Origin of the sequence: Parasphingorhabdus sp. (genome assembly GCF_036568145.1) — a bacterium.
GTDB lineage: Bacteria > Pseudomonadota > Alphaproteobacteria > Sphingomonadales > Sphingomonadaceae > Parasphingorhabdus.
Genome location: NZ_DATCTC010000014.1, coordinates 18,777 through 45,372, shown reverse-complemented (window position 1 = coordinate 45,372; position 26,596 = coordinate 18,777). Strand labels below are relative to the sequence as shown.

The 26,596-nt window shown below is 53.7% G+C and carries 23 protein-coding genes, 1 tRNA gene, 2 pseudogenes and 1 CRISPR repeat array; of the genes and pseudogenes, 16 read left to right on the top strand and 10 right to left on the bottom strand.

Going from position 1 to position 26,596, the window contains the following annotated elements:
- Positions 1-486: DUF2585 domain-containing protein (locus VIN76_RS03660; protein WP_332040463.1), on the top strand; the 486-nt coding region annotated here is incomplete at its 5' end.
- Between the two features lie 19 nt (positions 487-505).
- On the opposite strand, the gene VIN76_RS03655 is transcribed toward VIN76_RS03660, so the two are convergent.
- The 3 genes from VIN76_RS03655 to VIN76_RS03645 all read right to left on the bottom strand — a co-directional run bounded on the left by VIN76_RS03655 (position 506) and on the right by VIN76_RS03645 (position 2,962).
- Entirely contained in the window at positions 506-793 is a 288-nt protein-coding gene (locus VIN76_RS03655; protein ID WP_332040462.1) for a hypothetical protein, read from the bottom strand.
- A gap of 96 nt (positions 794-889) precedes the next feature.
- Entirely contained in the window at positions 890-2,278 is a 1,389-nt protein-coding gene (fumC, locus tag VIN76_RS03650) for a class II fumarate hydratase (protein WP_332040461.1), read from the bottom strand.
- 198 nt (positions 2,279-2,476) lie between these two features.
- Complete coding sequence (locus VIN76_RS03645) at positions 2,477-2,962, bottom strand: SspB family protein (protein ID WP_332040460.1); 486 nt, start codon at positions 2,960-2,962, stop codon at positions 2,477-2,479.
- 125 nt (positions 2,963-3,087) lie between these two features.
- Here VIN76_RS03645 and hisB point away from each other — a divergent pair, with 125 nt between their 5' ends.
- From hisB to VIN76_RS03595, 10 genes and pseudogenes are all read left to right on the top strand, one after another.
- Positions 3,088-3,693 carry an imidazoleglycerol-phosphate dehydratase HisB gene (hisB, locus tag VIN76_RS03640; protein ID WP_332040459.1) on the top strand — a complete coding sequence of 202 codons (606 nt, stop codon included), beginning with the start codon at positions 3,088-3,090 and terminating at the stop codon, positions 3,691-3,693.
- Complete coding sequence (gene hisH / locus VIN76_RS03635) at positions 3,656-4,315, top strand: imidazole glycerol phosphate synthase subunit HisH (protein ID WP_332040458.1); 660 nt, start codon at positions 3,656-3,658, stop codon at positions 4,313-4,315. Before hisB ends, hisH begins: the two co-directional genes overlap by 38 nt.
- Complete coding sequence (hisA, locus tag VIN76_RS03630; RefSeq protein WP_332040457.1) at positions 4,312-5,037, top strand: 1-(5-phosphoribosyl)-5-[(5-phosphoribosylamino)methylideneamino]imidazole-4-carboxamide isomerase; 726 nt, start codon at positions 4,312-4,314, stop codon at positions 5,035-5,037. Before hisH ends, hisA begins: the two co-directional genes overlap by 4 nt.
- A 10-nt stretch (positions 5,038-5,047) precedes the next feature.
- Positions 5,048-5,827, top strand: coding sequence for an imidazole glycerol phosphate synthase subunit HisF (gene hisF / locus VIN76_RS03625; protein WP_332040456.1), 780 nt, complete (start codon positions 5,048-5,050; stop codon positions 5,825-5,827).
- Positions 5,828-6,053: 226 nt separating this feature from the next.
- On the top strand, positions 6,054-6,455 hold the full coding sequence (locus tag VIN76_RS03620; protein WP_332040455.1) for a PEP-CTERM sorting domain-containing protein: 402 nt from the start codon (positions 6,054-6,056) through the stop codon (positions 6,453-6,455).
- Positions 6,456-6,620: 165 nt separating this feature from the next.
- The gene (locus tag VIN76_RS03615; RefSeq protein WP_332040454.1) at positions 6,621-6,938 is read left to right on the top strand and encodes a phosphoribosyl-ATP diphosphatase; all 318 of its coding nucleotides are present in this window, start codon (positions 6,621-6,623) and stop codon (positions 6,936-6,938) included.
- A gap of 3 nt (positions 6,939-6,941) precedes the next feature.
- On the top strand, positions 6,942-7,322 hold the full coding sequence (locus VIN76_RS03610) for a histidine triad nucleotide-binding protein (protein ID WP_332040453.1): 381 nt from the start codon (positions 6,942-6,944) through the stop codon (positions 7,320-7,322).
- 67 nt (positions 7,323-7,389) lie between these two features.
- A complete protein-coding gene (locus tag VIN76_RS03605; protein ID WP_332040452.1) occupies positions 7,390-8,853 on the top strand; it encodes a sodium-dependent transporter in 1,464 nt (487 codons plus the stop codon).
- A gap of 43 nt (positions 8,854-8,896) precedes the next feature.
- Positions 8,897-9,067: pseudogene (yacG, locus tag VIN76_RS03600) on the top strand (DNA gyrase inhibitor YacG); the annotation flags it as partial.
- Positions 9,068-9,166: 99 nt separating this feature from the next.
- Positions 9,167-9,242, top strand: a tRNA-Phe gene (locus tag VIN76_RS03595).
- A 208-nt stretch (positions 9,243-9,450) separates the two neighbouring features.
- On the opposite strand, the gene VIN76_RS03590 is transcribed toward VIN76_RS03595, so the two are convergent.
- The 7 genes and pseudogenes from VIN76_RS03590 to cas9 form a co-directional block, all read right to left on the bottom strand.
- Positions 9,451-11,067: a recombinase family protein gene (locus tag VIN76_RS03590; RefSeq protein WP_332040451.1), complete on the bottom strand. Its 1,617-nt coding sequence runs from the start codon at positions 11,065-11,067 to the stop codon at positions 9,451-9,453.
- Positions 11,060-11,518: a DUF2924 domain-containing protein gene (locus VIN76_RS03585; protein ID WP_332040450.1), complete on the bottom strand. Its 459-nt coding sequence runs from the start codon at positions 11,516-11,518 to the stop codon at positions 11,060-11,062. Before VIN76_RS03585 ends, VIN76_RS03590 begins: the two co-directional genes overlap by 8 nt.
- A complete protein-coding gene (locus VIN76_RS03580; RefSeq protein ID WP_332040449.1) occupies positions 11,515-11,763 on the bottom strand; it encodes a DUF3489 domain-containing protein in 249 nt (82 codons plus the stop codon). Before VIN76_RS03580 ends, VIN76_RS03585 begins: the two co-directional genes overlap by 4 nt.
- 405 nt (positions 11,764-12,168) lie before the next feature.
- Positions 12,169-13,229, bottom strand: a pseudogene (locus tag VIN76_RS03575) (IS110 family transposase).
- Between the two features lie 146 nt (positions 13,230-13,375).
- A CRISPR array of direct repeats spans positions 13,376-14,929; the repeat unit is 36 nt; unit sequence GTTGCAGCTGGACCGCGATTTCTGAACTGCTATAAC.
- Positions 14,930-15,001: 72 nt separating this feature from the next.
- Positions 15,002-15,307, bottom strand: a complete 306-nt coding sequence (gene cas2, locus VIN76_RS03570) for a CRISPR-associated endonuclease Cas2 (RefSeq protein WP_332040464.1) — start codon at positions 15,305-15,307, stop codon at positions 15,002-15,004.
- A gap of 41 nt (positions 15,308-15,348) precedes the next feature.
- The gene (cas1, locus tag VIN76_RS03565; RefSeq protein WP_332040448.1) at positions 15,349-16,284 is read right to left on the bottom strand and encodes a type II CRISPR-associated endonuclease Cas1; all 936 of its coding nucleotides are present in this window, start codon (positions 16,282-16,284) and stop codon (positions 15,349-15,351) included.
- 62 nt (positions 16,285-16,346) lie between these two features.
- Positions 16,347-19,532: a type II CRISPR RNA-guided endonuclease Cas9 gene (gene cas9, locus VIN76_RS03560; RefSeq protein ID WP_332040447.1), complete on the bottom strand. Its 3,186-nt coding sequence runs from the start codon at positions 19,530-19,532 to the stop codon at positions 16,347-16,349.
- A 932-nt stretch (positions 19,533-20,464) separates the two neighbouring features.
- On the opposite strand from cas9, the gene VIN76_RS03555 reads away from it, so the two are divergent.
- The 5 genes from VIN76_RS03555 (at position 20,465) to VIN76_RS03535 (ending at position 26,553) form a co-directional block, all read left to right on the top strand.
- Complete coding sequence (locus VIN76_RS03555) at positions 20,465-21,055, top strand: sigma-70 family RNA polymerase sigma factor (RefSeq protein ID WP_332040446.1); 591 nt, start codon at positions 20,465-20,467, stop codon at positions 21,053-21,055.
- Positions 21,021-21,998 (top strand): FecR family protein, encoded by a 978-nt coding sequence (locus VIN76_RS03550; protein ID WP_332040445.1) that lies wholly within the window; start codon positions 21,021-21,023, stop codon positions 21,996-21,998. The genes VIN76_RS03555 and VIN76_RS03550 overlap by 35 nt, the downstream gene beginning before the upstream one ends.
- 263 nt (positions 21,999-22,261) lie before the next feature.
- Positions 22,262-25,474: a TonB-dependent receptor domain-containing protein gene (locus VIN76_RS03545; protein WP_332040444.1), complete on the top strand. Its 3,213-nt coding sequence runs from the start codon at positions 22,262-22,264 to the stop codon at positions 25,472-25,474.
- 198 nt (positions 25,475-25,672) lie between these two features.
- Entirely contained in the window at positions 25,673-25,978 is a 306-nt protein-coding gene (locus tag VIN76_RS03540; RefSeq protein ID WP_332040443.1) for a metal-dependent hydrolase, read from the top strand.
- Positions 25,975-26,553, top strand: coding sequence for a metal-dependent hydrolase (locus VIN76_RS03535; protein ID WP_332040442.1), 579 nt, complete (start codon positions 25,975-25,977; stop codon positions 26,551-26,553). Before VIN76_RS03540 ends, VIN76_RS03535 begins: the two co-directional genes overlap by 4 nt.
- The last annotated feature ends 43 nt before the right edge of the window (positions 26,554-26,596 follow it).

Sequence of the window (26,596 nt, the reverse complement as noted above, 5' to 3'; positions counted from 1 at the left end):
TGCGGGACGGTGGAGCTGTGGCACGGGGAGGTGCAATCGGCGGGGAATAGTCAGCATCTTTCGGACTGGTATACGTTCAGCCATATCATTCACGGTTTTCTGTTTTACGGTCTGGGCCATATCTTGTTCAGAAAAGGGCGTAAGGCGCGGCGGATCGGGCTGTCTTTATGTCTGGCGATATTTCTCGAGGGCGCGTGGGAGATTGTTGAGAACTCGCCGATGATTATCGAGCGCTATCGAGAAGCGACTTTTGCTTTTGGTTATGCAGGGGACAGTATCATCAACTCGATGGCGGATATTGGCTGGATGACCTTGGGCTTTTTCGCGGCGTGGAGGTTACCGGTGAAATGGACGGTGGCTATTGCGGTGATTTTCGAGCTGTTGACGCTCTACACTATCCGCGACAACCTGACGCTGAATGTGTTGATGCTGACCTATCCGATCGAGGCTGTGAAGGAGTGGCAGGGGGCAGCCGGTACGGGATAAGTGGAATGGATGGAGACGCCTAGTGGATGGAAGGTTGCTTCTCAGCAACGCTGTCTAGCTGAACAGGTTTTTCTTCTATATCAATGACTTGTTTCGATGCGGGACCCTCCTGATCTCGCTCCTTTGAACGGCTATAGAGCGCCTTTGCAACAATCACACCGCCGACCAACAATGCACCGGGGATGGAGCGGGTGGCGATCCGCGCGGCGATCAGGCCCAGACCAAAGCCCATCAGCCCGTTGCCCTTACCCCGCTTGCGTGCCTCGTTACTGACTAAAGCGGTCGTAAGATTGCGAATGAATGGCATGTTTTTGTTCCTTTCCAGCGCACGGCTTTAATACGGGCTCTGTTTTACAAGTCATATTATAAACGTCCATGCGGCAATATGGTTGCCAACGAACTGTCAAGATCCCGTCATATCCTGTGGCCGGACATGGGCGTCATAGGTTTCCGCATCCACCAGCCCCAGTTCCAGCGCAGCAGCGCGAAGTGTCGTGCCGGTTTCATGGGCATGTTTGGCAATTTTTGATGCATTGTCATAGCCGATAACCGGAGCCAGCGCGGTGACGAGCATCAGTGAATTGTCCACCAGCTCGGCTATGCGTGCTTCATTGGCTTCCAGTCCTTCGATGCAGCGGGCGGCAAAGCCCGACATGGCTATGGATGCGATTTCAATGGAGCGCAGGACATTGGCGGCGATCATCGGCTTGAACACGTTCAGCTCCAGATGCCCCTGCATCCCGCCAACGGTCACCGCCTGATGATTGCCGATCATTTGCGCGGCGACCATGGTCATCATTTCGCACTGGGTCGGATTAACCTTCCCCGGCATGATAGAGCTGCCCGGTTCATTCGCAGGCAGGTTAAGCTCACCCAGCCCTGAACGCGGGCCGGAACCCAGCAGGCGGATATCATTGGCAATCTTGGTCAACGAAACGGCAAGCGTGTTCAGTGCGCCGGACAGTTCAACCATCGTGTCATGCGCGGCCAGCTCGGCAAATTTATTGGGAGCGGAGGTAAAGTTCAGTCCGGTAATCTTGGCAATTTCGCGGGCGATATGCTCGCCGAAATTTTCCGGAGCGTTCAGGCCTGTGCCAACGGCGGTTCCACCCTGCGCGAGTTGATACAGGCGCGGCAAAACGGCCTCTATCCGCTCTCGGGCGGCTTGCAATTGTGCGGCATAGCCGGAAAATTCCTGACCCAGCGTCAGGGGCGTTGCGTCCTGCAAATGGGTGCGACCGATTTTGATGATCGCTTTCCACTCCTGGGCCTTTTTCGCCAGTGCATCGTGCAGTTGTTCCAGCGCGGGAAACAGCTCCACCTCCAGCGCCAGCGCGGCAGCGATGTGCATGGCGGTCGGGAAGCTGTCATTGGACGATTGCCCGCGATTAACATGGTCATTGGGATGGACAGGTGCTTTACCGCCACGCTCGCCGGTCAGGCTTTCGTTGGCGATCCCGGCGATCACCTCGTTGACGTTCATATTGGACTGCGTGCCCGATCCGGTTTGCCAGATGGTTAGCGGAAATTGCGTATCAAACTCGCCAGAGCGCACTTGCTCCGCAGCCTTGATAATCGCTCCGGCAATTTCGGGGTCCAGCCCGTGTAGCCCGTTCACGCGTGCCGCGGCCTGTTTGACCGTGGCAAGTGCGTGAACCAGCCGGATCGGCAGGCGTTCATGGCGAGGGAAGGGGAAATTTTCGACACTGCGCTGCGTCTGCGCGCCCCAATAGGCGTCCTGAGGGACTTCTATGGGGCCGATGCTGTCGGTTTCTGTGCGGGTGTGGGTCATGAGCACGGTGTATCATTAACGTGGCTGAGCGTCATTATGAAATGGGGCGGCGGTTATGTGCTTAGGTTTCCGTTAGTCCTGAACTTGTCGAAGGACGTTCCGGTTCAAGCGGGACACCAAGCCTACAGACGTTGCTCGACAGGCTTACCACTAACGGCATATGATTCGCGCTAATGGGGCAGAATAAGAAAAGAAAAACTATTTCTTCTTGCCGAAATCCACTGTCACGACGTTGGAGCCATCATCGACTTTTTCATCGGGGCTCTGATCACCGTCATTTTGCGCGGGTTCATGGGCGTCAAGGTCGCCTTCGACTTCATCGACCTGAAATTGCAGGGCAAAATCCACCGCCGGATCGACGAAGGATGTAATCGCAGCGAACGGAATGTGGAGCATGGAGTTGATCTGGTTAAAGCTGAGCCCCACCTCGAACCGGTCTTTCCCGACTGACAAATCCCAATAGCGGTTTTGCAGCACGATCGTCATTTCATCGGGGAATTTTGCGATCAGGTGATCGGGAATATCCACACCCGGCGCGCGGGTTTTGAAGGTAATATAGAAATGATGTTCGCCCGGAAGCCCGTTGGCCTCTACCTCACCCAGAACGCGGCCAACAACGGCGCGCAGCGCTTCCTGCACTATTTCGTCATACGGAATCAGGCTGTCTGGTGTGCTATCATTCATTAACTCTAGGTGGCGCGATACGGGGGCATGGTCAAGACTATTTGAACAATTGTTGGCCAAATGTGATATTTCTGTTTTTCAGCGAACATCTTGCCTGTAAAAATCCAGCCATTATAGGCACAGCCATGACCATAGAAGCACGCACAGCGAAAATCGAACGCAACACCAAGGAAACCGAGATTTTTGTCGAGCTGAATCTCGACGGAACCGGCCAATATGACATATCGACCGGTATTGGTTTTCTGGACCATATGATCGAACAGTTTTCGCGTCATTCGCTGATTGATCTGACGATGAAGATCAAGGGCGATTTGCATGTGGACCAGCATCACACAACCGAAGACAGCGCGATCGCGCTGGGTCAGGCGATTAGCCAGGCGCTGGCCGACAAAGCGGGTATCGTGCGCTATGGCAGCACCTATTCCCCTATGGACGAAACGCTGAGCCGTATTGCGCTCGACATTTCAGGGCGGTCTTGGCTGGTGTGGAATGCCGGATTTACGCAGGAACGTCTGGGCGAGATGGATACGGAGTTGATCAAGCACTGGTTCCATAGCGTTGCCGAAGCGGCAGGGATCACGTTGCATATCGAATTGCTCTATGGAGAGAATAACCACCATATTGCCGAGAGCATTTTCAAAGGCTTTGCCCGTGCGATGCGTCTGGCGGTTGAGCGTGACCCGCGCAAAGGCGATGCGATTCCCTCTACCAAAGGGCAGCTTGGTGGCTGACAGCTCCAATAATATAGCGTTGATCGATTTCGGTGCCGGTAATTTACGCAGCGTGCATAATGCCCTGATCGCCGCTGGCGCCAAGGATGTTACGGTGACTGCCGATCCGGATGTGGTGGCCAGCGCCGACCGTATTGTTCTGCCGGGAGTGGGCGCATTTGGGGCTTGCCGCAATGCACTGGCCGCGATTGACGGGATGATCGCGGCGCTGGAGCTGCGCGTACGCGGACAGGGCGCACCGTTTCTGGGCATCTGTGTCGGCATGCAGTTGCTGGCCGACAAAGGGATCGAGTTTGGCGAGCATCAGGGGCTGGGCTGGATTAACGGAACGGTCCGGGCCATCGAGGCACCATCTCCGGACATCAAGGTTCCGCATATGGGCTGGAACGATGTTATCCCGACCAGGCCGCATGGCTTGCTGGAGGAAGGGGAGGCTTACTATCTCCACAGCTATCATTTTGATGTGGTGAACAGCGATGACATATTGGCGACGACCCATCATGGCGTGCCGCTGGTTTCCGCCGTGGGCCGTGACAATATTGTCGGCGTGCAATTTCATCCGGAGAAAAGCCAAGCCTATGGGCTGGCATTCCTGAAACGCTTTTTGGAGTGGAAGCCATGATCGTATTTCCTGCCATCGACCTGAAATCAGGGGAAGTCGTGCGCCTTGCCGAGGGGGATATGGGCCGCGCGACCGTATATGGTGACAATCCGGCGGAACAGGCGGCGCTGTTTGCCGCCGCCGGCGCAGAGCATATCCATGTGGTTGACCTTGACGGTGCATTTGCCGGTTCTCCGCGCAATGCCGAAGCGGTCGAGGCAATTGTCGCCAGCTTCCCCGGCTATATCCAGCTTGGCGGCGGGATCAGGAACCGGGAGACGGTAGAGCGCTGGTTTGATCTGGGCGTGGCAAGGCTGGTCATCGGCACGGCGGCGTTGAAAGACCCGGAATTTGTACGCGACATGGCAAAAGAATATGAAGGCGGCATTGTCGTCGCGGTTGATGCGCGTGACGGCATGGTCGCGACCGAAGGCTGGGCCGATGTGTCGCAGGTCAGCGTGATTGATATGGCGCGGCGTTTTGAGGATGCGGGCGTGGCCTCTTTATTGTTCACCGATGTGGGCCGCGACGGGATGCTGACCGGATGCAATATAGAGGCGACGGTTGATCTGGCCCGTGCGGTGGATATTCCGGTTATTGCCAGTGGCGGGGTGAAGGGCATTGATGATATTCACATGCTCAACCAGTTTGCTGATGATGGTATAGAAGGCGTGATTACCGGCCGTGCACTGTATGACGGGCGGCTTGATCTGGCGACCGCCATTGCGTTGGCGAGAGGGTGAAACGAGAGACATGACTGTCCGTATCCGCGTTATACCCTGTCTTGATGTAGCCGATGGCCGTGTGGTCAAGGGCGTTAATTTTGTCGACCTGAAAGACGCCGGTGATCCGGTGGAACAGGCTCGCGCCTATGACGCGGCGGGGGCGGATGAGCTTTGCTTCCTTGATATAGGGGCCAGCCATGAACAGCGCGAAACGATCATTGACGTGGTGCGGCGGACGGCGGAAGTATGTTTCATGCCGGTCACTGTCGGCGGCGGTGTGCGAACGGCGGACGATGCCCGCGCCTTGTTAATGGCGGGGGCCGACAAGGTTGCAGTGAACAGCGCAGCGGTTGTCCGACCCGAAGTGGTCAGCGATATAGCCAGCCGCTTTGGCAGCCAGTGCATGGTCGCCTCTATCGACGCACGGCGGGTCAGCGGACCCGACGAAGCGCCGCGCTGGGAAATATTCACCCATGGCGGACGGACGCCGACGGGCATTGATGCACTGGACCATGCTTTGCGGATGGCGGAACTGGGGGCGGGGGAACTTCTGGTCACCTCCATGGACCGCGACGGCACACGCGATGGCTATGATCTGGCGCTGACCCGCATGATCGCCGATGCCGTGCCCATCCCGGTTGTGGCCAGCGGCGGTGTCGGTAATCTCGAACATCTGGTTGACGGTGTGATAAAGGGCGGCGCGAATGCAGTGCTTGCCGCGTCCATCTTCCACTTCGGCCAGCACAGCATCGCCGAAGCACATGCCGCTCTTCGCGCCGCAGGATTGCCCGCGCGGAAGGACAGTTAGGGACGCGTAAAAAGATTATTGAAAAGTGATTTTCCAATAGTCCCAATTTGGGACAAACTGCCCTGTTCCTTGGCGTCGGATTAACTTACACTTTTGTCAGAAGGGAAAATGCGTTAACCAGTATAAGTATTGGAAAAGGGGCTCCTCGGAATCTTGGCAAGAAATTTGCTTACCATTTTTGGTCAGAGCATTAACTGTTTTTGACTTGATAACCGAGAGGTAAGAGATGAAATTTACGAAACTTGCAGTTGTAACTTGCATAACCTGCACAGCCGCACTAGGCCTTGCTGTATCTCCGGCACAGGCTGGTAACTACTCTTCAGGTGGTTGGAGCTCTTCCAGCCACGGATCATCAGGCTACGGATCATCAGGTTGGGGTTCCTCAGGCTGGGGTTCATCCAGCCACGGTTCTTCCGGTTGGGGATCATCCAGTCATGGCGGTTCTTCGTACGGCGGTTCGTCGCATGGTGGCTCATCAAATGGTTCCAGCTCGTCAACGGGCGGGTCGTCATCCAGTGGTGGTACACCTGTTCCGGAACCTTCGAGCCTGTTGCTATTGGGGCTTGGCGTGACGGGTTTGGTTGCAGGGCGTTTTGCTCTGCCGAAAAAACGCTCGAAAAAGGCGTAACAGTTCGTCAGTATTGGTGCGCGGATCCCATTGATCCCGCTGCACCATGAAAGGGTCGTCTATCGGGGGATAAGGCGGCCCTTTCTTTTGGATTCTGTCGTATAATCACCCCGGCACGCTGCTAGGGCTTGACGATTGTCCCGTTGCTCGCGCAAACGGGCGGTTATGACTGACATTCTGCAAAAACTGGAAAATACCATTCGTGAACGGCGCAGCGCCGATCCGACAAATAGCTATGTCGCCAGCCTGCGCTCAAAAGGCCGCGCCAAAATGGCCGAAAAATTGGGCGAGGAAGCGGTGGAAGCGGTGATCGCGGCGGTGCAGGATGATAGGCCGGGAATGATAGGGGAGGCGGCAGATACAGTGTTTCACCTGATGGTTTTGCTCGCCGATATGGACCTGTCGATTGACGATGTGCTGGCCGAACTCGCCCGCCGCGAGGGGCTGTCAGGCATAGCGGAAAAAGCTTCAAGAAAGGACTGAACCATGGCGATTGACGCTACCCTGCCTTATGATGACGACAATATTTTTGCGAAAATCCTTCGCGGGGAAATCCCCAATAAAACAGTTTACGAGGATGAGCATGCCCTTGCTTTCCACGACATCAATCCGCAGGCACCGCAACATATATTGGTGATTCCAAAGGGGAAATATGTAAGCTGGGATGATTTCTCGGCAAAGGCCAGCGATGCCGAAATTGGCGGATTTGTGCGTGCTGTCGGACATGTCGCACGGGAAGCGGGCATGGTGGAGCCGGGCTACCGGCTACTTGCCAATGTCGGCCATGATTCGCATCAGGAAGTGCCGCATCTTCATGTCCACATTTTTTCCGGAAAACCGCTTGGCCCTATGCTGGTGAGGGGTTAGTAACCAAAGCAACCAAGAAGCAAATAATACGCAAAAATAACATATTTTAATCGGGGATATACGGAATATGGCGGGAGCAGCAGCATCTACGGGCGAAGGCTGGTCCTCGCGGACGGCATTTGTTTTGGCAGCAGTGGGGTCTGCCGTTGGGTTGGGCAACCTCGTACGGTTTCCTGCGGAGGCAGGTGCCAATGGCGGCGGGGCTTTTGTCATTTTCTATATATTTTGTGTCTGCCTGATCGGTCTGCCTATTCTTTTATCCGAAACGCTGGTCGGGCGGCATGGTCAATCCTCAGCCATCGGAAGCTTTAAAAAAGTTGCCAAGGAATCGGGTGCATCCGGCTGGTGGTCGATCGCGGCCGGTGTCGGGATGGTCGGTGCCTTTTTGATCCTGACATATTATAGTGTGCTCGCGGGATGGATCGTCCATTTCATCGGTATTTTTATCGGCGATACGATCAACGCGATCGGTGCCAATACCCTCACCAATGGCGCGCTTGCGGACCGGTCGGTTGAGGATGTCCAAGCGCTTTTACCCGCACTGCACGCCAACAGCACCCAGATGTTATTGATGCACGCTATTTTCATGGCGATCACTGTCTATGCGGTTGCCCGCGGAGTAACGGGCGGTATTGAAAAAGTCGCGGTCTGGCTGATGCCGATCTTTTTCCTGCTGATAATCGTTATAACAATTTATGGTGCGTTTAACGGGGCATTTGGCGCTGCCCTGGCATTTTTGTTTGAATTTCATCCTTCGCGATTGCTTGACCCCTCGGTGCAGCTTTCTGCCCTTGGTCAGGCACTTTTCTCCTTATCCTTGGGTTCAGCACTGATGATTACCTATGGGGCCTATGCTGCAAGAGATATAAACCTTGCGAAAACATCTGTGCAAATTGCAACGGCGGATACGTCGGTTGCCATTATTGCCGGGCTGGCAATATTCCCGATCATATTTGCCACATTGGCACCCCTTAGCTTGCAGGCCATACTTGATGGAACAGAACAAGTGCAGGGCGGTCTTGGTTTGTTGTTCGTCAGCTTGCCCGTTGCTTTCCAGGCCATGCCCGGCGGATCAATAATCGGATTACTGTTTTTTATAATGGTATTTTTTGCGGCCCTGACCAGCTCGGTGGCACTGTTGGAAGCATCGGTCAGCTGGGCCACAAGACGATTTAATCAGCCGCGCTGGCTGGTGACAATAATCCTCGGCGGTACGGCTTTTCTTATTGGCGGCTGGGCCAGTTTTTCTTTCAATAGTCAGGCCGATTTCAAACCGCTTGATTTCATCATATTCGCTGACCAGCCGGTTTTTGGCATTATTGACGAGCTGACAGCCAAAATCCTGTTGCCGGTTTCGGCATTATTGGTTGCAATATTTGTCGGGTGGGTGGCCGACCGGCGCCTGATTGACAGCGAAAATGGACTAAGCGGCGGCATGCATCGCACTTGGTTGTTTCTTGTTCGCTGGATATGTCCGGCTGTTATCGCTATTATATTGCTCACCGGCCTGTTTCCCGGTCTGCTTGAGTAGAAGCCTTATGCCAAAATAATCTAAAGCGACGAAATGCCCGGTCTGCGGCAAAGCAAAGTCAAAGGAGTTCGCGCCTTTCTGTTCAGCAGGGTGCAAGGACCGCGATTTGCTGCAATGGCTGGACGGAGGATATAAGGTACCCGGACCGCCCGTTTCACCCGACCAGGTAGCCGATCATTTCGCCGAAGAATCCGGGCGCGACGGGGAGTCTTGAAGCTGCTTGTAAAAACGACCATTTTTAGGCTGGACAAGCCATATAAGCCCCGCCTATAGCGGCGCTTCTAATTCGGTGGGAACATTCATCCCGCCCGATGCCCGAATAGCTCAGTTGGTAGAGCAAGCGACTGAAAATCGCTGTGTCGGTGGTTCGAATCCGCCTTCGGGCACCACCTTTTTTCTTAGTTTTCAATGTTTCGCGCCATCCCTGCAGTGTGCTCATTTAGTGCCCGGTTCTTAGGGGGTTAGCTCACATCATATGGGAGTTCCGGTGACCAGAGACCATTTGGCAGCGGCGATAGTGGGTCACAATGCGCATTTATCTCGATGGCCCAAAACGCTGGCACCAGATGCACTATTGGATTTGGGTGGTTTTGGACTTCAGTTGAAGCCGAGTAGCTTGCGCTGTGCTCTCCAGCAGAGCGGAACACTTCCGATCCGTAGGATCTTGCGGCCCGTTAGATCAACTGGTTGCGTACCATCAATAATCGCGGTAATAATGTCCGGGGCAAGATAGCTAAGTCGGGTAAGTTGCTGGAGATGGCGCGGACTATATTCTGCGATCATCGGCGATGGTTTTCCGGAGATCAGCAGGTCTTGTGCTGCAAATGCATGAGCGATCAATCGGAGAAGTACCGGGTCCGGATCACGTTTGGGTGGTCCTTGGTCAGGCGCGATGGCAAGTTTCAGGTCTGATCCCTTGTATACCAGCTTCGCCTTAATAGATACCGACGAAGGATCATCTTGATCAGATGATTTTGAACATATCGTTATAGCGGCTTCGTGTACCTTTACGCGGGTTTGCCTGCTGAGCAATATTTCGCGCTGCTCCCCGATGGACATGCCGGGCAAGGCGCTCGCAATCTCCTGACGTTTGTTCAGTTGATCGGAAAGCTGCGCAGCAGACTCATCCCCGTTGGAATCGATATTACCTAGTTGCTTTGTAATGGCACCAACCACCAGCCGCTCGATTTCTCCGGCTGGCATACGCCATTTTTCTAGTTGGTCTTTTGGTTGCGTTCGGGTGACATAATAGCGATAGCGTTTTGACCCCTTGGTTGCATGGGTGGGTGTCATCGGTTTGCCATCGGGATCCGTGATCATGCCTGTGAGCAGACTGGGGTTGCGGCTTTTCTTACCCAAGGCATTGGTGCGTCGATTGGTCTGAAAGATGGATTGCACAATATCAAACAGGTCTTGAGAGATGATGGATTGGTGGACTCCGTTATAGACCGCATCCTTATGTTTCACCTTGCCCACATAGGCTGGGTTTTGAAGCAGATGGGTTAAGGTGCCGGTCTTGAAATATATTCCGCCTGCAACCTTTCCCGTTTTCCAGACACGCTTTCTGGTTTTGATGCCCTTTGCAGCCAGCTCCTCGACCAGCTGAGGCACCGATTTTATTTCTGAGTATCGCTGAAACATCTGGCGCACTATTTCCGCGTCAGGTTGGTTGATCGCCAGTTGACGTTCGGCAACATCATATCCGAACGGCACGCCGCCGCCCATCCACATACCCTTCTTTTTGGAGGCTGCTACTTTGTCGCGGATTCGCTCGCCGGTGACCTCGCGCTCGAACTGTGCAAACGACAGCAGAACATTTAAGGTCAGCCGTCCCATGCTGGTTGTGGTGTTGAAGGACTGGGTCACACTCACAAAGCTGGCTTCGTTCTCATCCAGTATTTCAACGATTTTCGCAAAATCTGCGAGGGACCGTGTGAGCCGGTCAACTTTGTAGACAACGATGACATCGACTTTCCCTGATTTCACGTCATCAAGTAGCTGGGTGATAGCAGGGCGCTTCATATTGCCGCCAGACCAGCCGCCATCGTCATATAGTTCGGGGACCGCGTCCCAGCCTTCGCTGGTTTGGCTGAGGATATAGGCTGCGCACGCCTCGCGCTGAGCGTCCAGACTATTAAAATCCTGTTCCAGACCATCCTCGGTCGATTTGCGAGTATAGATCGCGCAGCGCAGTTTTTTGGGTTTATCAGCCATTGGTCGCTGCCTTCGGTGTATATCCGCTGCGTTTCTTCAATCCGAAGAACCGCGGGCCTGACCAGTGGGCTCCGGTTATCTCCCGAGCAATATGGCTGAGGCTATCATAATGGCGCCCTTCAAACTCAAATCCATCATCGCAAACCAGAACATGATAGTTTTTGCCGTTCCATGATCGGACAAGCCTTGTTCCGGTCTTCAGCGAGATGGCATGCATGTGACCGGCCTTGCCAGTGCGCTCCACGCGTTTGCGCAGCCGTTCGATTTCTCGTTTTGTGGCGTTGGGCAGTTTGCCGTACAGGCGTTCCTGCAGGCGATTGGCGATACCGCGACGGAGCAGGTCCGGACCAATGTCCGGTGCTGGTGATCGATATGTATCGCGCCACAGCGAACGCAGCTGGGCAGGGGGCATGGTCAGGAGTTCGACCAACTGTTGCTCAAGCCCGGTCATGATTCTACCTGTTGCGTTTTCTGATCAGGTGTCTTGGTAAACCGGTAGGCTGTGCCATCATTGCCGCGTTGTTCGCGCTTGAGGATAGAGCCCTTTTTGCGCAGGCCAGTCAGGAAGGCTCGAGCGCTGTGCGTTTGCCATTTGGTGGCATTACATATCTCATCAATGCTCGCGCCTTTGCCACGGCTTAGCAGCGCGATGACAATGGCGGATTTGGTTTGCTTTTTGGGTTTTGTGGTTTGCATATTGGGTCACCAGCTTGGCGCTGGAGGTTCCAGCGCTTCCACTGACCCAAGCCGCAGATCGCTTATTGGCGGGGCGGCCTGTCGCATTTACTGGTTGCGACACCAACAGCAATGCTCGAACAAACACCGAAGTCCAGTCGAATGTCTTAGAGTCGAAATCGACTTGATTGAATCGACAGGGGTTTCCATGAGGTTGATTTTGTGATTCATATGTGGACGCCCCTTTGGCAAGGGCTTTTTGTCGGGATGATTTTGATCGGCTGCTTTCATATGTCCGGCCTGTTTGTGCGGCGAGAATGCTGCCGCTGGCCCTGATGGAAATCCGCCGGTGAGGTCCCTAATCAAGCTAGAGCGCATTTGAGGCGCATTGAATCAGACGGGTTGGTCTCACCATTGGTTCGATCGTTACTCATCGTCGACTGCCATTACCAATTCGGGTGATTTGTGCCTTGTCAGGCACCCAGCTTGTATGGACGATAAGCCTCCTTTCGGGTCAGCGACCCATGCGATCCGGGCGAGCTTGTTGGCCAATGCAACGGAGACGATCCTGAAGGGCTTCTTCTCCAGAAGCTTTCTGATCCAGTCTGCATCGGCGTGGGCTTGTCCTTGGTGTGCCGCATAACGGCTGTCGCTCCAACAACGAGCAATCGACGCAAGTATCGGTCGCCCTGCTTCGAGATGCCGCCAAGCCTTGCCCCCGGTCGAATGCTGCCGGGGTGTCAGTCCGAGCCATGCGGCGAACTGCCTGCCTGAGCGGAACTGATCCGGATCGGTGACCGTGGTGGCAAGGGCCGTTGCCGTGATCACGTCGAGGCCGGGAATCGCGGCGAGCCTGCGACTAGCCTCACTCTCGGCATGCCAGACGGTGAGTTGCCGGTCGAGCACCTTAATCTCGCCGCTGGTCGTCATAATATGGCGGATCAGCATCTCCAAGGCGGTGCGCGCATAGGCTGGCAGGGCGTTCTTGTCGGCCAGCACCTTCTCTGCTTGCTTTGCAAGGCTGGCAATGCCGAGGTTTGCGACGAAGCCCAACTCCGCCAGATGCGCGCAGAGCATTGGCGAGCATGGTGCGCTGGCGCACAAGCAAGGAACGGGCGCGATGGATCATGAGGATGGCCTGTTGCTCGACCGTCTTGACCGGCACAAACCGCATCGTTGGTCGCTGCACGGCATCGCAAATCGCTTCGGCATCGAGGGCATTCGCTCTTGCCGCGTTTCACATAGGCCTTGACGTAGGAGGGGGGAATGAGGCGAACCTCGTGCCCCATCGCGGCGAGCGTTCGAGCTCAATAATGCGCTGTTTCGCACGCCTCCACCCCGATCAGGCAAGGTGACAGCTTCGAGAAGAAGGACAGCATCTGCTTTCGGTGCAACTTCTTGACCAGAACCGTTGCACCGGCCCCATCAACGCCGTGCGTTTGAAACACACTCTGCGCCAAATCTAATCCAATAGTTGTAATCGTCATCTTGAACGCTCCTCTTTCTGCTTTGCTGACCGGCTCATACCATGCCGAGTCGGTTAGTGCGGGGGCGTCCACATCATCAAGCTATTGGCTGGGTTTGGAGGCCAGTATAGCTGAGGTCCTATTCGATTGATTTACGAGATCGCGTTGTTGCAGCTGGACCGCGATTTCTGAACTGCTATAACTTCATCTGGGCTTGGCGCTTCATCAATGCCGTTGCAGCTGGACCGCGATTTCTGAACTGCTATAACCAAAAAAGGCAAACCTATTTACTGGATTGGGTTGCAGCTGGACCGCGATTTCTGAACTGCTATAACGCCTTATGGCTTCGGGTCAAAGCCGGTCACGTTGCAGCTGGACCGCGATTTCTGAACTGCTATAACTGACAATCTGGCAGGCGCTTTGGGCTTGCAGTTGCAGCTGGACCGCGATTTCTGAACTGCTATAACAGCGACCGGCATCGGCGCAGTGGGCGGCTTGTTGCAGCTGGACCGCGATTTCTGAACTGCTATAACCAGCACTGGCATCACGCGAGACTGGTAAAGGTTGCAGCTGGACCGCGATTTCTGAACTGCTATAACCAGCCCACTTTTCGCGTTCGTCGCTACCGCGTTGCAGCTGGACCGCGATTTCTGAACTGCTATAACCACCGCCCCGAAGACCTCGCTGCTCACAGTGTTGCAGCTGGACCGCGATTTCTGAACTGCTATAACTTGCCGCCGATCTTGAAGGCTATGGCGACTGTTGCAGCTGGACCGCGATTTCTGAACTGCTATAACAATAGGGATTAGCGGAATATGAGTGCCATTGTTGCAGCTGGACCGCGATTTCTGAACTGCTATAACTCCGCCGCCTCCTTCTTTTAGCTGCGCGTAGTTGCAGCTGGACCGCGATTTCTGAACTGCTATAACATAACCCGAACGTGAGAGGTCGTAAATGATGTTGCAGCTGGACCGCGATTTCTGAACTGCTATAACTCCAATAGTCAATCGCTGCATCCAGTGCGCGTTGCAGCTGGACCGCGATTTCTGAACTGCTATAACCGATATTGTCACAATCTACGCAGACAAAAGGTTGCAGCTGGACCGCGATTTCTGAACTGCTATAACAATATTCATCAGGCGCAGGCGCTGGTCTGGGTTGCAGCTGGACCGCGATTTCTGAACTGCTATAACAGCGCCAATGCGGGGCCGTCACCATCCCAAGTTGCAGCTGGACCGCGATTTCTGAACTGCTATAACTTGCCTCCACGCTTCATTCATATCGAAGAAGTTGCAGCTGGACCGCGATTTCTGAACTGCTATAACTCGGTTATTGCATTAACCGTAAGGCCATGCGTTGCAGCTGGACCGCGATTTCTGAACTGCTATAACCGACAATTTCATTACGTGTCCGCACCGGTAGTTGCAGCTGGACCGCGATTTCTGAACTGCTATAACAAATGTTCAGCTTTATTGCGGGCTGCGCTGGTTGCAGCTGGACCGCGATTTCTGAACTGCTATAACCCAGATAATTGGTTAGCGCCGTGATGGACGGTTGCAGCTGGACCGCGATTTCTGAACTGCTATAACGCGACACCCGCGCAATAGGATTCCCGTTTAGTTGCAGCTGGACCGCGATTTCTGAACTGCTATAACACAGGAAAACATCATGACAAAATCAAATCTGTTGCAGCTGGACCGCGATTTCTGAACTGCTATAACAGATACACTAGTAATTTATTGATATATAATAATTTATTGGTGTATCTGTTGGCAGGAAATGTCATAAAATTCTCAAAAAAGTGCAAGTTGACTCGGGTTTTTTCTCTGTCTTTTTCGTGCCTGGCCGGAAAAGCGGATGATGTTTTCATATTGCCGGTCAGTAAAGCCCAATATGTGGACGTCACCTTTGTCTGGTAGATTTGCTCCGATATGGCGTACGAAAGTTTCATATTGTTCCTTGCCGCTACAGAAACGAGCATAAATTGAAAACTGGCTCATTTCAAAGCCTTCGTCCAGCAGAAATTCACGAAATTTGGTTGCTGCGCGAGATTGCTCTCGTGTGCCAACGGGTAGATCAAACATGACAAAGATCCACATCAGTTGATATCCGCTATAATGGGATTGTTTCTCATGTCTCATTATATCTCCCCGTCAGGAATATGACGTGCGATAGCAGACCAACCCAATGGATCGGGTGGACTGAATAGTGTCAGGGACAGTTTGCCGTTTTCGAAACTCGCAGCCAATGACTGGGCCAAGCGCTGGCCGCAGATCGACACAGGGGAAGTTGTACCTTGCAAATCAAGATCGGCGGCAGTCAGTGCGGCTAGTCTAGCTTTCGCACGCTTGTCCACCTCCGGGGCGCCCTCTTCGATCATCTGGCAGACTATGGCGTCCACCAGTGGGCGGAAAGGTTCAATCAGATCGTCGGCGAGTGCAAATGCGTTCACCCGGTTGGCATGGTGCAGACCAATGCTGGGATGCAGCCCCGCAGCGATGACTGACCGCGCCACCATCGCACGCATAACGGTATATCCGTAATTCAGCAGTGCATTTGCGCCTTCTGTTGTTCGATCACGGCGAAATTCCGGTCCGAATAAAGCTGGCCAATAACGCCGTGCCGCCTGCGCCTCTATATTTTTGGGATCGCCTGAACGGATACGGTCGGCCATCATTCCGATGGCTTCACCTTGTTCTTTGCCCAGTGCATTTAACAAACTGGCTTGCATTCGCACTTTAGCCGCAACAATTTCCTTCCAAGCCCGTTTCATCAGGGGACGGGGAGCATTCCACTGTGCGCGAAAGCGGGCATTTTGTGCATGATGTCCCTCAATCGGTAGCATCATGGCAACGGGTGAATGATTTGCGGCACATAGCACCATCATCGCCCCGCGCTGTGCAAGTTGCACCGTAAGGTTGGTTGTCCAGGTAACACCATGAGCATGGACGATCAATGCGGCGATATCATCCAATGGAATACGCCCAATTTCGCTGCGGTCTTGCCCAATTGTTAAAAAGCCGCGCGTAACCGATAAATGGAGGTTATCCGTTTCAATATCAACAATACGGTCCATACATTGCCCTCATGTTTTCAAATAAACATAACAGCAGGACAATAATTCATAGTTAATGCAAATTATTCAAGCGGCCCTGGGTCAAATATCCGGCCCAAGTCATCGATTCTGATTTGACGTGCTTTGGATTTTTTTAAGCCCGAGGCCGAAGAATAGAAATATTTGAACGGGTCTATATCTTTTGATTCTGCATCACGCGCTTTGAGCGCACCTGCTTCGTTATCGGCAGCGAAGGTGATCTGTCCACCGCCCGAAAATTTCACAACACGCATAATCTCCCGCGCACCGCCATCGCGCTCAACCGCGATCATATCATTTTGCCGCAGGCTCAGAACACGTTTCGCTGCTGGATGGGGTTTAGGGTATTCGCGGTCTTGCTGATGCGCGTCGAACATAGAGATGACACCGCTATGTTCTATACCATCACGATCCTTCCATTTATTCACCCATTTGCCGTCGGGCAACCGCCAGACATCAAACCGGGCGTTGGCGTCACCTTTATAACCCTTATAGGCCTTGCCGTCCCCGTCATGTACGGGAATGACATTCAGCGGTTCGCACAGGCGCACACGGCGGATGCCTTTATAGGGCGTATCGCGTTTGGCAAATTCAACCAGCGCCTTTTCGAAATCCTTACCGGTAGCACCCCGTGTCGCTGTATATAGCATATCTTGCAATTCATGGTCGGTCATTCGTTCAGGATTTGTCAGGTCTGCAGGTTTAAGACTGAGCAACGGTTTGCGAGTAACAACAATCGGTAAACCTTTGGAATTTGTGCGTCCGGTGAAGCCATAAGCTGTGTCATTGTGCAACTGGCCGCTGGTTAAGTCTCTATCTTTTCGCGGCCGCTTTTTACGACCGTGGTCGGCTTTATGACTGACGGTGATGGCTAAAAGTTTTTCACGTAACTCATCCCGAAAACCTTCCCATGGCATTGGCAACCCGTCAAACAGCTTGTCGAGATTTTGATCTTCGGCTCGCCCTGCGGCCCTAGCAATCTTTGCAATCATCGCAGGGTTCGTTACGCCCACGACCGCAGCATCAATTGCATGATGGCGGTGATCAAGCCGGTTTTTGGGTGCGTTACTATGTGGGTTTTCAACATAATTATGATCGGGTAAAAGCTCGTTCAGGCCCCATAGCCGTCGCAGCATCGCCGTCATGCGTCCGGTCACGGCATAAACATGGCGACCTTCTGGATAAAGGCTGCTGAGATATTTTGCCGCCATCCGGGATAGATATTGTGTGTCGGTAAGCTGCCTCGCGATAAAGCCGCCATCACGCTCCACTCGCTCCATCGCATCGGGGGCAAATCGCCATTGTTTTGATTTATGAAGGCGGGCAACCTGATCCTGAATAGCTTCCCAGCGATCTGTTCCACCCCATTGTTCCCATGGAGTACGATTCCCTTTTTGCCGGTTGCAATGCGTGTGCACAACGACCTTATTGCCCACTCCGTCATCAAGACAGCGCGAATAAGGAATGATGTGATCGATATCGGCCGATCCGTTCATCAGCATTTCTGCTGTAATCTTTTCACTACAATAAGGGCAGCAGCGATCCAGTATATTATCGGGACACAAATCTTCCCAAAGCCGCATTAGCATTCGGTTGCCGCCGGTATCATGCTGCCCCATACTTTCAAGAAACTCTCCGCGACGGATCGCGTCATCGGTGGTTTTCTTGATCCGCTTATTATGTTCCGCCTTCTGCTTTTCATTCAGCTTCAATTCGCGCGCCAACTCGACATAAATATTATCGGGTTTGCCATGAGCCTTGATGATCGCATTCATCAATTTGCGTAGTTGGTTCATACCAATATGAACGGTGGGGTTTGTTATTTTGCCAAAGCGGCGCTCATCCTCATCACCATAATCATCTTTACCCGGCGCAATATCACGCGCCAATATTTCACCGTAATAAGGTAATTCCTCATATATTTCTCCAGTGCGATGATCGCTATGGTGAAAGCCTGCGCGTTTTGCGGCCTCTGCATAAGTAACGACATCTTCTGTTAATTCGGTGAGCAGCGCCCGTGTTGCCATTTCGCCAAAGCGGCCATAGCCTTCGGGTAGACGCGCATTAGCAATAGCTTCTGCCGTATCATCATCCAGATCATAGCGCGTTTTTAACCAGACAAGAAGTGCCTCCGGATCTTCCTCGTTAAGTAACCGGTCAATAATCGCCCATTGTTCATCCAGATCAAAATGATGCCAGCGAGGCCCAAACCGTTTTTTGTCTGCCATTTCGGCGCGCACTTCATCGCCGGTCAAATCTTTGCGATTTTCGCTTTCCTTGTTGAAGCGTTCGCCTTCTGTCAGTTTAATCACCTTTGCGAGGGTTTTGAAGGTCACTTTCTTTTTATCCTGTAATTTCAGGATCAGCTTATCTCGTTCATCTATGCTTAGTGGGCGGTCTGTCGCACCTGCTACCACGATACGCAGTTGGTTCACCTCTTCATATAGCCGGCGTTTTTGAAACAGAGGATGCGCTTTGGCGATACGCGAAGCATCTTCGGGAATGCCATTCCATCCGGCAAATGTGCAATGGCCGACGACTTGTGCTTTTAAAGGACGTTGGAAAAAAATGATGCGGTGGAAGGCATCTTTTGCTTTTGTAGTCAGTATATCTGGATGATGCGGTGCTTGAGCATCCCAAATCGCGGCAAATTCCTCCTCATAATGCTTGCGGTCGGGATAAAAATCATAACCATCTGCCTCTGGCCGCATACGCACGCGTTTCACATCACGCTGGCGTAGAAATTCTCCTAACGTGCGAGCTCCAGTTGCTTCCATCGCTACGTCTAGGGCTTTGGTACCATTAGCTATTTTGCCATCTTCACCTGCACCTGATGTCCGGTCGGCCTTACGGTTTGATTTGAAGCCGCGCCGTTGGTTGAGGTGAAATAGCGCACGGCCCAATTCATATGAGGTGAGGGGGTGGTCCAGTGCCTTTGCTCGCAAATCATAAGGGTCCTCTTTTTCCAGCGCCTTGGCCGCCTGTTTGTCCTCAGGCATAAGTCCATGTTTAACCAGTTCCCGCAATAAGGCTTTTCGACGTCCAAGATACCGATCCCGCCGCCGCCGCATCGCCCGCGCATCGCGCCGGTCCACTGCGAGCGAAGCCCCAGATTTGGGATCGCGACCGTCGGAGAAGATGCGCACGCCTATGTCGCGGATTGAGTTGCCGTCATAAAGCGCCCAGCCAATTGAGTTAGTGCCGATGTCGAGTCCAAGTGATGTTGTCATGCTGTGTTTCCCCCAAGACCTATAATTAAGTACAATTGGTTGATTGACAACTATATTATTCTGTAGGATAAATACCGTTCAGAAATCGCAGGTCTGGTTGTTAACAAGCAATCTGAATTGCACCAAATAAGGCAGGGGCTACGGCCCCTGTTTTTATGGTTTGTTTATCTTATCGTTGATGCGCTGACGGTGCCACTCGTTGATGGGGGTGCATCTTGGCATGATCATGAAGATACAGGGACGATGCGTTCAGCTCGGTCAGCTTGCGATGCGAGGTACGGACAAGTTCGGCGAAGTAATTGAGGTCGTGATGGTCGTGCTTTCCATATACTTGCGGCGCGATCGTCTGACCGCGTCTTGTAACTGAAATGTCGATGGTAAATTGTACCCGATTGTCAGGAAGGGCCGTCGCCGAGTTAATGCGTTGCTGTATACGCTCCAGAAGCATGTCCTTGCAAAAATGTCGGGTTATGAATGGAGCGGTGTCCAAGGAGATACGAAGACTGTGACCGCAATGCTCCTTTTACGGACTAAGTCTAGTGGTAAGGTGGCAGCTAAAAGTGCGAGCGGCATGACCGGTTGCAAACCCCTTGCAACGCCGTTGCAAAGGCGATGAAATTGGACTCGGCTCCGGCATGGTGTTCCGCTAGCATGCAAGTGGTGGGGCTGGCGTTGAAATATTTACCGTCCCAAGCTATACGTGAAGGGACGATGCGCGTGACACGGTGAATCTGTAGGCCGTAGGACGGGTATTTAACCCGGATCGCTTGTAAGGGAATTACAGTCCTTACCGCGTATCGTTCTTCCCCCGATTATTAATCCTGACTATGTTTCCTGATGCTATTTTCCGCATGGCGGAATAATTCTTCCCCAAAACCAAACGGAAAATCTTCCCCCGTGCATCTTACTAGGATGGAGTATAAAGAACCGATGTGAACAGAGCGAAGCGCGCAAGGATCATGGCTTGGGTGGGGAGTGAGATACTTCCCCACGAGGCAGACGTGCGCTCATGGCTTCGCCGCACGCTAAATCCCGAAGACCTTGAAGACGTTATCCAGGAAACTTATTGCCAGATCGCCAGCCTGAAGGATGTCAGCCATATCCGCAGTGGCCGTGCATATTTCTTTACCGCTGCGCGTAATATTGTCCTGATGCGCCTGCGCCGGGCACGCATCGTTCGGATCGAATCCGTTACGGAAATCGAGAGCTTGAACATCGTAGGAGATGAACCATCCCCCGAACGGATCGCGGCAGGCCGCCGTGAGCTGGAACGGGTGCGCCGATTGATTGAGGGATTGCCCGACCGATGCCGAAAAATATTCGAACTTCGCAAGATAGAAGGACTGCCCCAAAGAGAGGTTGCGCAGCGGCTGGGCGTGACGGAACATATCGTCGAGAATGATGTCGCCAAAGGTTTGAAATTGATACTGCAGGCAATTGCCGATGACGAGCAAGCGGCCGAGCAAAGAAGGATAAGAACGAAACAAAATGAACAAGCGCGAAACAGCACAAACGATCAATGATCGTGCAGCCGCGTGGGTTGCCCGCATGGACCGTGAGGGCAGTGACCCGGCGGTGCGTGCGGAGCTTAAGGCATGGCTTGCCGGTGACGATCGTCGCAGCGGTGCGTATTTCCGCGCAAAAGCGGCCTGGCACATGCTCGACCGCGCAAGCGTCCTTGGCGCCGGCCAAACGCAACCCGATGAAACCGCCAATAGTCCCGGGTTTTCACGTCGCCGTCTTCTATGGGGCGGGGGCGTCGCTGCAGCGGCTGCGGCGGCGCTGGTTCTTGGTGTTGTGGGCATGGACTTCCCAACTACTCCCGATCAACAGATACAGACCGCGATCGGTGAAATCAGGCGGGTTCCCTTGAGTGATGGCTCACTGGCCGCAGTAAACACGCAAACAGCGCTAAACATCACGATGGAGCCGGAAATCCGGCATGTCTCGCTTGAAACGGGTGAAGCCTGGTTTCAGGTTGCAAAAGACCGCACACGTCCATTTGTTGTGGAAGTGGGGGACGTGCGGGTGAGGGCGGTCGGAACAGCCTTTGCTGTCAGGCGGAGTGCGGATGGCGTTAACGTGCAAGTGACTGACGGTATTGTCGAGTTATGGCGGGTTGGTGATGAAGCCAATATTCAGCGTATCTCGGCAGGAGCACATGTTTTCATTGCGCCGGAAAAACAGATCGTGCCCGTCACCGCCGCGGGGGAGACAATTGACAAGACCCTCGCCTGGCGAACCGGGCAGATCGTGTTGGACGGTGACACGATTGCCGAGGCCGTGGCCGAGTTCAACCGTTATAATGTCCGCCAGATCGAGATAGCTGATGCGGCACTGGGAACGCAAAAGATGATTGGGCGCTTCCGCACCAACGAACCCGATGCTTTTGCGCGAGCGGTTACCACCCTGACGGATGCGCGTGCAGAAATCGGGGCGGACCGGATTATTTTGTCACGAAACTGAAATAAAATTGGCCTGCTAATACGGAAAATATCCCCCCGCGCATCGTATTCGTATGAGCCCGTAAACCGGGCCAGAAACATGGGGAGGATATTATGATCTTTACGCGTTATGGCGATCTTCGCAGCGCTCTTGCGACTTCGGCGGCTATTTGTGCGGTGGCGGTCGCGTCACCGGCCATGGCCCAGACAAAAACTTTCGACATCCCGGCACAGCCTGCCGCGACCGGCATTACGGAACTGGCGACGCAGGCGGATGTTCAGATATTGGTCAGCGAAAACGCGGTGCAGGGAAAAACCATTCGCGCCATCACTGGATCCATGACTGTTGATCAGGCTGTTCGCCGTGCGGCTACCGATGCTGGACTCCGGATCGTATCAAGCGACGGACGAACCTATACGCTGGCGCCTGCACCTTCCACTTCGCCGTCGAGCGGAACATCTTCGGAAAACTCCGCGTATCGCGGTAACGAGATCGTTGTCACAGCGCAAAAAAGGGTGGAGTCGGTGCAGGATGTGCCGATTGCCGTCACCGCGCTGTCGATGGAGGATTTGAGCAGCCAGAAGATCGAGGGTGGTCCCGACATCATGCGCGCGGTGCCGAACCTGACGTTCAGCAAATCCAACTTCACCGGCTATAATCTATCGATCAGAGGGGTTGGCACCAAGGCGGTCTCCGCGACCAGCGACCCCGGCGTTGCGGTCAGTTTCAATAACACCGGGCTCATCCACAATCGCTTCTTCGAACAGGAATTCTTCGACATGGAGCGGGTCGAGGTGCTGCGCGGGCCGCAGGGGACGCTCTATGGCCGCAACGCGACCGGCGGTGTCGTCAATCTGATCACCGCCAAGCCCGACTTCGGCGGGTTCGAGGGCAATATCAAGGGCGAGGTCGGCAATTATAACAGCCGTCGCCTGCTCGCGATGCTTAACGTGCCGCTGGTCGATGACGTGTTGGCCGTCCGCGTCGCGGGGTCGATGACTCAGCGCAGCGGCTATGATTATAACGCGACTACCGGCAACCGCATCAACGGCCGTGACCTGTGGTCGCTTCGCACCACGGTAGCGTTCGAGCCGGAGCCGTGGTTCCGCGCGAACCTGATCTGGGAGCGTTTCAACGAGAATGACAACCGCTCCCGCACCGGCAAGCAGCTTTGTCACCGCGATGGTGGACCTACCCATGTGGGCGATGTGGATTTAGCTCTTGGGGTGACTGCGGTCGGCTCCATAGGTTTGCGGAGCGGCGTATTTTCGCAAGGGTGCAAGCCGGGCAGCTTGTATGACGATGGTGCCTTCGATACGCCTAATGGCTACTCCTATGCTTTTATTTTAGGTTCGATAGCTGGGCTGAGCATTGGTGCGCGCCCCGATAATCGGAGCGAACTTCTGGGGCCGCTTCAGCCTGTTGATGCTTATGGCGGTCTAAAGCAATCGCGTGACCTGCGCACCGTCGATTCAATCCGTGATCCACGGTATCGAGCGAAATCCGACCTTCTCCAGTTCAACCTTGATGTAGATTTCACACCCGTTCTAACATTTTCGTCCCAGACAGCATATAATGAAGACAATATATACTCATTACAGGACTATAATCGTTTTAAGAGCCTTCCCGTTTTCACAGATACCACGAATCTTATACAGCCGGGGCCTGCGAACCCTCCACCGAGTGCTTTTAGAAATTTGATACCAGGCGGAATTTTCTGCGATCCGCAAATCGGTTGCACGAACACGATCGCTGGGCTGGACATCAGTCAGGCAAAATCCAAGCAGTTCAATCAGGAATTTCGTCTGCAATCGTCGTTCGACGGACCATTTAATTTTAGTGCGGGCGCGAACTACACCCGATTCAAGACGTTGAACGACTATTATGTGATGTTCAACGTACTGACGGCTCTTTCCTGGGGACCCGGATTCAATCCTTTGGATCCATTTTCTGGTGGCACGTGGGAACCCGGCACCGGCATATGTGATAGTTCGAATACCTTGGGTGGAACAGCACCGCCATCAGGTGGAGGGCCTGTCTCATCAAATGACCCACGGGCAATGTGCGTCTACGTGGATCTCAATCCCGTGGAAAGCATCGATGGCAATGGGCACAATTATTTCCGTTCCAAGAATCCATATAAACTCAAGTCCACGGCACTATTCGGCGAGGCATATTATAACATTCTGGACAATCTGAAACTGACGGCTGGCTTTCGCTACACGGAAGATCGAAAGACCTTCACTCCCGTTCCATCACAAGTCCTGCTGGCGCGCACCATCATAGGTGGCGGAACGGTTTCTTCCGGCTATCCGGAACTTGCACCGATCAAACAGAAATGGGGAGAATGGACCGGGCGTGTCGGTCTAGATTGGAAGCCGGAATTGGGTTTCACTGACGATACCATGTTCTATGCCTTTTATTCGCGAGGCTACAAGGGTGGGGGTGCCAATCCGGCCGGTCCGGGTTTCGCAACGAAAGAAGAGTTCATTGCCAATGCAACCGCAGATGGAGTGAATCCGGGCACCATTGCCTTTTTTGATCTGATCAACGCTTTACCCGGGCTGACCCTGACCGGAGTCGAATATGGCGCGACTTTCGAACCAGAATTCGTCAATGCCCTTGAAATCGGTACTAAGAACAGTCTGTTAAACGGGGCACTGACCGTCAACGCCTCGGCCTTTTACTATGATTATAAGGATTATCAGGTTTCTCAGATACGGGACCGGATAGCGGTGAACGAGAATTTTGACGCCAAGGTTTGGGGTTTGGAATTCGAGACGGTGTTCGCGCCAACGCGCAATCTGCGGATCAATGCCAATCTTGGCTATCTCCGTACCAAGATCGGCAAGGGTGAAAGCTCGATCGACATCATGAACCGTACACAGGGAAATCCGGATTATACGTTGGTTAAACCGTGGGTGCAGTTGCCGTCCAACTGCGTCATTCCGACCCATGTCGCAGAGCAATGGGCGCGGACTCAAAGCGATATAAATCAGTATTTCGGCATGTGCGGCGGCGTGAAGGGGCTTTTGGCTGGAGGTCTCGTTCTTCCCGATCCGGCTTTCGGCGGCGCGCGCTACGATCCTGCCAACTATCCTGAATTGAACGGCGGGGCCGGCCTCAAGGCAGACTTGAGCGGCAATGAGCTGCCCAATTCGCCGCGCTGGACGGCCAACATCGGCGCGCAATATACGATAAATCTCGATGCTGACTGGAGCGCGACCATTCGCGGCGATGCCTATTGGCAGGCCAAAAGCTGGCACCGCGTCTATAACCTTGACCCCTATGACCGCCTGAAAGGCTGGTCGAATGTCAATCTCTCGCTCCGCATCGACGGCCCCGAGGACCTGACGTTCGAGGCTTATGTGAAGAATGTCTTCAACAAGTCGCCGATCACCGACGCCTTCCTGAATTCGGACGATACGGCTCTAACGACCAACGTCTTCACGCTCGACCCGCGTATCATCGGGTTCAGCATTGCAAAGAAGTTCTGACACCTAAACCTCTCTTCTTTGAAGAGAGGTAAAAGCTCTCTCTGCCCACCCAACGGGCTTAACTTTGGGCCGGTGTCCCCGCGTACTCCTGGGAAACAGCACCGGCCCGCTTTTTTGTAACCGTAAGGTGGGTGGGGAGTAAGGAGATTAGTGAAAGAATTAAAAGAGCAGGGGGATCAATAAGCTAAGGAGGCTGAAATGACATTTGGAACCAAGAGCCCGGGCAAGCCGGAGATAAAGCGCCGAAATTGGAAGTTCGGCCGGGATACTCAGGCCCATCGCTGGTGGCATGGCGGAGATGCGGGAAGGACTGCTTTCTTCAACGCGCTGTCATCAACTTTTCCGGTGGGCGAAAAATTCTTTATGACAGCGGTGCTTCATTATCGCGGCGGTGCGCCCGAACCCTTGCAGAAGCAGATTGATGATTTCACGTTTCAGGAATCAACCCACTCGCGCGAACATGTTTTTTCAACCGTCAGGCGCGTGACGCCGGTTATGATATGACCTCTTCGGAAAACCGCGCCGCTCGCACTATTGCATGGACCAAAAGTCGCCCACCTATCATGCAGCTTGCCGCAACTTGCGCGCTGGAACATTTTACTGCGGTTCTGGCAAATGCGGTTTTGTCCAATCCTGCGCATCTTGCCGGTGCTGACATGGAAGCGCACCGAATGTGGCGCTGGCACGCAGTCGAAGAGATTGAACATAAGGCGGTGGCTTATGACACCTGGCTGCATGCTACGCGGGATATTCCGGGGGTAAAACGCTGGTCGCTGCGGTCTTTGGCGATGCTGATAGCCGGTGTGCGTTTTCATTTCGTGATTTTTCGTAACACCGCTGACCTGTTAAGACAGGATGGACTAAACAACATGCGGACATGGATAGGGCTACTCGCTTACCTTTATGGCAAGCCAGGGGCGATGCGCGTATTGCTGGGGCATATGATCGGCTATTTCCGGCCCGGTTTTCATCCATGGCAGCGTGACGATAGCGGCCTTGCAAGGCAGGCACTGGCTACGCTGACGCCGCCGATTGTCACGATCGATATAGAAACGCCGCGGATCCCTCCGGCCGGTTAATGGATCCGATACTAGTGGAACGCATGCGGACAGACTTTACCGT

Coding starts and splice junctions, on each gene's coding strand:
- VIN76_RS03655 (WP_332040462.1), bottom strand. CDS start 793: ATGCCATTCATTCGCAATCTTACGACCGCTTTAGTCAGTAACGAGGCA.
- fumC (WP_332040461.1), bottom strand. CDS start 2,278: ATGACCCACACCCGCACAGAAACCGACAGCATCGGCCCCATAGAAGTC.
- VIN76_RS03645 (WP_332040460.1), bottom strand. CDS start 2,962: ATGAATGATAGCACACCAGACAGCCTGATTCCGTATGACGAAATAGTG.
- hisB (WP_332040459.1), top strand. CDS start 3,088: ATGACCATAGAAGCACGCACAGCGAAAATCGAACGCAACACCAAGGAA.
- hisH (WP_332040458.1), top strand. CDS start 3,656: ATGCGATTCCCTCTACCAAAGGGCAGCTTGGTGGCTGACAGCTCCAAT.
- hisA (WP_332040457.1), top strand. CDS start 4,312: ATGATCGTATTTCCTGCCATCGACCTGAAATCAGGGGAAGTCGTGCGC.
- hisF (WP_332040456.1), top strand. CDS start 5,048: ATGACTGTCCGTATCCGCGTTATACCCTGTCTTGATGTAGCCGATGGC.
- VIN76_RS03620 (WP_332040455.1), top strand. CDS start 6,054: ATGAAATTTACGAAACTTGCAGTTGTAACTTGCATAACCTGCACAGCC.
- VIN76_RS03615 (WP_332040454.1), top strand. CDS start 6,621: ATGACTGACATTCTGCAAAAACTGGAAAATACCATTCGTGAACGGCGC.
- VIN76_RS03610 (WP_332040453.1), top strand. CDS start 6,942: ATGGCGATTGACGCTACCCTGCCTTATGATGACGACAATATTTTTGCG.
- VIN76_RS03605 (WP_332040452.1), top strand. CDS start 7,390: ATGGCGGGAGCAGCAGCATCTACGGGCGAAGGCTGGTCCTCGCGGACG.
- VIN76_RS03590 (WP_332040451.1), bottom strand. CDS start 11,067: ATGGCTGATAAACCCAAAAAACTGCGCTGCGCGATCTATACTCGCAAA.
- VIN76_RS03585 (WP_332040450.1), bottom strand. CDS start 11,518: ATGACCGGGCTTGAGCAACAGTTGGTCGAACTCCTGACCATGCCCCCT.
- VIN76_RS03580 (WP_332040449.1), bottom strand. CDS start 11,763: ATGCAAACCACAAAACCCAAAAAGCAAACCAAATCCGCCATTGTCATC.
- cas2 (WP_332040464.1), bottom strand. CDS start 15,307: ATGTGGATCTTTGTCATGTTTGATCTACCCGTTGGCACACGAGAGCAA.
- cas1 (WP_332040448.1), bottom strand. CDS start 16,284: ATGGACCGTATTGTTGATATTGAAACGGATAACCTCCATTTATCGGTT.
- cas9 (WP_332040447.1), bottom strand. CDS start 19,532: ATGACAACATCACTTGGACTCGACATCGGCACTAACTCAATTGGCTGG.
- VIN76_RS03550 (WP_332040445.1), top strand. CDS start 21,021: ATGAACAAGCGCGAAACAGCACAAACGATCAATGATCGTGCAGCCGCG.
- VIN76_RS03540 (WP_332040443.1), top strand. CDS start 25,673: ATGACATTTGGAACCAAGAGCCCGGGCAAGCCGGAGATAAAGCGCCGA.
- VIN76_RS03535 (WP_332040442.1), top strand. CDS start 25,975: ATGACCTCTTCGGAAAACCGCGCCGCTCGCACTATTGCATGGACCAAA.